The 4098-nt window shown below is 68.1% G+C and carries 6 protein-coding genes; 5 read left to right on the top strand and 1 reads right to left on the bottom strand.

The window, feature by feature from the left end; all coding sequences use genetic code 11:
- Nucleotides 1-720: S24 family peptidase (locus ACKOED_RS02810; protein WP_408915057.1), on the bottom strand; the 720-nt coding region annotated here is incomplete at its 3' end.
- 86 nt (nt 721-806) lie between these two features.
- On the opposite strand from ACKOED_RS02810, the gene ACKOED_RS02805 reads away from it, so the two are divergent.
- The 5 genes from ACKOED_RS02805 to ACKOED_RS02785 all read left to right on the top strand — a co-directional run.
- The gene (locus tag ACKOED_RS02805; protein ID WP_408915056.1) at nt 807-1061 is read left to right on the top strand and encodes a hypothetical protein; all 255 of its coding nucleotides are present in this window, start codon (nt 807-809) and stop codon (nt 1059-1061) included.
- Nucleotides 1062-1152: 91 nt separating this feature from the next.
- On the top strand, nt 1153-1746 hold the full coding sequence (locus ACKOED_RS02800) for a hypothetical protein (RefSeq protein WP_408915055.1): 594 nt from the start codon (nt 1153-1155) through the stop codon (nt 1744-1746).
- Between the two features lie 68 nt (nt 1747-1814).
- On the top strand, nt 1815-3350 hold the full coding sequence (locus tag ACKOED_RS02795; RefSeq protein WP_408915054.1) for a DNA cytosine methyltransferase: 1536 nt from the start codon (nt 1815-1817) through the stop codon (nt 3348-3350).
- Nucleotides 3347-3562, top strand: coding sequence for a hypothetical protein (locus tag ACKOED_RS02790; protein WP_408915053.1), 216 nt, complete (start codon nt 3347-3349; stop codon nt 3560-3562). Before ACKOED_RS02795 ends, ACKOED_RS02790 begins: the two co-directional genes overlap by 4 nt.
- On the top strand, nt 3559-4098 hold a 540-nt coding region (locus ACKOED_RS02785), incomplete at its 3' end, for a hypothetical protein (protein WP_408915052.1). The genes ACKOED_RS02790 and ACKOED_RS02785, both read left to right, overlap by 4 nt.

The raw sequence follows: 4098 nt of genomic DNA, 5'->3' as shown, positions 1-4098 counted from the left end.
GCGGATGTCCTCGAGCCGGAGCGTGTAGGGCTCGTGGTGCTGGTTGTCGGAGATCACCCGGACCTCCGCGGGCTCGGAGCGGCGGATCTGCTGGAGCCGCTTCACCATCGGACCATCGCCCTCGTCGATGACATAGATGCCATCGGGGACAGGCCGGGAGTGCGCGGTGTCGATGATCACCCGGTCGCCCGACTGCAGCGTGGGGGACATGCTGTCGCCGATCACCTCGAGGATCATGATGCCGCCGGGCTGCACCCTCAGTTCGTGGCGGAGGAAGGCCGGCGGGAATATCCACTCGGCCAGCACCTTGTGCCCGACAAAGGAATCGCCGCGCTGCAGCGTGACGACTTCCTCGTCGCCGACCATGCCGTCTCCGGCGCCGGCCCGGGCATCGACTTCGGGCACGGCGCCGGGCAGCCGTCCCCGGTAGGCTTCAAGCGCGCTCGTGCCGGTGTTGTCGGATGTCTCATCGCCGGCGAGGCCCGCGGCGACTTCCTCCGAGGAGATGTGGCCGGTCTCTCCCGTCATCAGCCACGAAGCGCTGACGCCGAGGAGTGATGCAAGCTTCAGCAGCCGGTGACCGCGCAGGCTGTCGCTCCTGCCACGCTTGATATTGCGGATGAGGTCTGGATTGCCGGCGACGGAGAGCGACGCCTCGCGCTCCGACATGCCGAGCTCGTCGAGGCGCTGCTTGATGCGGGGATAGAGGTCGCTGCCCATATGCGGCATTTTAGCCGCGTGCGCGGCAAATGCGAGTGGTAAAATTGCCGTTGACAGCAATGGCACAAGTGCCGCATATTGCCGGAATGATTACACTCCGACACCAGCTCATCGCCGTCGCCGATGGCTTCGCTGCCCACCGCGGCCTCTCCCGCGCCCGCGTCAGCACGCTGGCGTTCAATTCCGGAACGGCACTGAACCGGATCGCCGCCGGCCGGGATCTCAACACCAGACGCTGGGAGCGGGCGATGCTGTGGTTCTCCCGCAACTGGCCCGAGGGCGCTGAATGGCCCGCGGGCGTGGCAAGGCCCGCGCCTGCCTGTCCGCCGGAGGCGGCATGACACTCCCGGCCGACCATCTGGCTCGTGTCTGTCTTGTCCAGGATCAGCACGGCCACGTGAAGATCGGCTGGAGCAACAATGGAGGAGCAGATTGGAGACGCTGAACAAACCCCGGCCGGCAAGCCGCCGCAGGATCCTGCCGGACGAGTCCCCGAAGCAGACCGGCGGATCGAATACCGTCGACGCCGACACCGTGCTGGTCTTTCTCGGCCGCATCCGGAAGGAGGAGGCGAGGCTCGCCGTGGCGAAGAAGCGCCTCGGCAAGCTGTGGAAGCTCGCCCTCAACGCCGGCATCGTCCGCAAGGATCTCGAGCTGGTGCGCAAGTTCGCCGATCAGGACCCCGACGCTGTGCTGGCCACCATCGGCCGCATCCGTCAGTACGCCCTGTGGCTCGATGTGCCGGTCGGCACGCAGCTCTCGCTTCTCGACATCCCGGCCAGCAGCATTCTTTCCAGCGCCGAACTGGGCGAGCGGGCGTTCCGCGCGGGCTATGTGCTGGGCATCACCGGCCTCAATCCCGACGATGAGGCCTATCCCCTGGCCCACGAGCACCGCACCCGCCACCAAGAAGGATGGGCGGCGGGCCAGAAGGTGCTGCTCGACCGCATCCAGCCCATCGACATCGCGCTGGACGCGAACGGGGCCGGGGCTGCTGAAGACGGCGATCTGGAGCCCACCGAATGAACAGCCCCGATGCTGCGCGGCCCGAAATCGATCCCGACGGTGCGTATGCCCGGAGCGGAGACGCGCCCGTGAGGTATCTCTCCGTCTGCTCAGGGATCGAGGCCGCGACGGTTGCCTGGCGCCCGCTGGGCTTCCGGCCGCTGGCCTTCTGCGACATCGACCCCTTCGCCCGGGCGGTGCTCGCGCATCATTATCCGGACGTGCCGCTGCATGGCGACTTCACGCTGCTGCGCGACGAGGCCTGGATCGCCGGCGCCGACATCCTGGTCGGCGGCACGCCATGCCAGGGATTCTCTATCGCCGGACTCCGCCGCTCCCTCGATGACGATCGCGGCAACCTCTCCCTCGAATTTGTGAGACTGGCCCATGCGATCGACGCTCTTCGACGTCCCGCCGGACGGCCCCCGGCCATCATCGTCTGGGAGAACGTCCCCGGCGTGCTCTCGGTCCGCGACAACGCCTTCGGCTGCTTCCTCTCGGGCCTATCTGGAGAGGACGCCCCCTTCGTTCCGCCACGGGGCAAATGGACGAACGCCGGTGTGGCTCTTGGACCCGCGCGCGCAGTCGCGTGGCGGATCCTCGATGCCCAATACTTCGGACTGGCCCAACGCCGCCGCCGTGTGTTCGTTGTCGCAAGTGCTCGAGCGGGGTTCGATCCCGCCGCGGTTCTTCTTGAGTTCGAAGGCCTGCGCCGGGATTCTCCGCCGCGCAGAGAAGCGGGGAAAGACGCTGCCGGCGGCGCTGCACCAGGCACTGACGAGCGTCGCAGCCACTGGGACGGCACAGAACATCCGCATCCGACCCTGAACCAGTCCTTCAACACCGGCGCCATCGGCTACAGCAATCAGGAACTGTTCAGCCAGCGCGGCGCCGGGCTGGTCGGCGAAGCCTCCACGGGAGAGATTTCGCATTGCCTCAACGCCGGCGGCATGGGCCGCCAGGACTACGAGACCGAGACGCTGGTCACCCACGCGCTGCGCGCCGAAGGCTGCGACGCAAGCGAAGACGGCACGGGCCGGGGCACGCCGCTGGTGCCGGTCGCTTTCTCCTCCAAGGACCATGGCGCCGATGCCACGGAAGACCTGTCACCCACCCTCAGGGCAATGCCGCACCGCGCGAGCCATGCCAATGGCGGCGGGCAGATGGCGGTCGCCATCCCGATCAACGAGGTTGGCAAGCGAACCGGGCCCTCGTCCAACGACGACCCGCGCGCCGGGACCGGCATCGGCGCGGATGGCGATCCGATGTTCACGCTCCAGGCCGGAGCAAGGCACGGCGTTGCCGCCTATGCCTTCCAGCCCCGCATCGCCCGCAACGGCCGTGGCGATATGGGCGACATCGTGAACGCCCTCAATGCCCAGAGCGGCGAGACCGGGAAGGGCGATGCCGCCCCCTGCGTTGCAGCCGGCATGGCGGTCAGAAGGCTGACCCCCGTCGAGGCGGAAAGACTGCAGGGCTTCGAGGACGGATACACGGCGATCCCCTGGAGGAACAGGCTCGCCGGGGAGTGTCCCGATGGACCCCGCTACCGCGCGCTCGGCAACTCCATGGCCGTGCCCGTGATGCGCTGGATCGGACGGCGGATCGCGGAGGCGCTGCGATGATCCGCGGCCTCCCTCCCATCGACGTGCCTTTCCACCTGCAGGAGCCCGATTCCTGTGCACGCTGCGTGCATTCCTTCCATTCCGCCGACGACAAGGCGCACCGCTACCTGCGCTGCCGCCTCTCGGACCATGCGGAGCAGTGCCGCTACGAGCGCCACGAGACCGGCAACTGCGGACCCGCCGCCACATACTGGAAGGATCGCGGCGCATGACCTCCCATGTTGTCCTTGCCCTCGACATCGCGCTCCGCCGCACCGGCTGGGCCGTCGGCTGGCCGGGCATGCAGCGCCCCTTCTGGGGCGTGCACGACACCGCCGGAGACTGGGACGGCCATGAGGGCGAGCGCCTCACTGCGTGGCGGCGGTTCCTCGAGGCGAGGCTCGATGAGCACACTGTGACCTGCATCGCGATGGAGCTGCCCTTCATCGATAACCGCGCCTTCAGCTTCAACGGCACGGTGGCGGTGCTCCAGATGCAGGGCATCGCCCTCGAGCTTGCCCATGCCCGCGGCATCCGCGCGGCGGCTGTGGCGATCGCCTCGTGGCGGGCTCACTGGATCGGGCAGGGCGTGGCGCCGAAGCATCTTGCCCGGAAGGAGCGCACGCCGTGGCTCAAGGACATGGCGATGAAGCGGGCGGCCGAGCGTGGCTGGCTGACCCGGTTCCACGACGAGGCCGAGGCGCTGGGCATCATGGATTTTTCCCTGGCATGCCTCGATGCCGGTTACGGCCACAGCGTCGGGCCCATG

This window comes from Aestuariivirga sp. (genome assembly GCF_046093005.1).
Taxonomy (GTDB): Bacteria; Pseudomonadota; Alphaproteobacteria; order Rhizobiales; family Aestuariivirgaceae; genus Aestuariivirga.
Note: the sequence above shows the minus strand (reverse complement) of the source record. Positions and strands in the feature narration are given on the sequence as shown.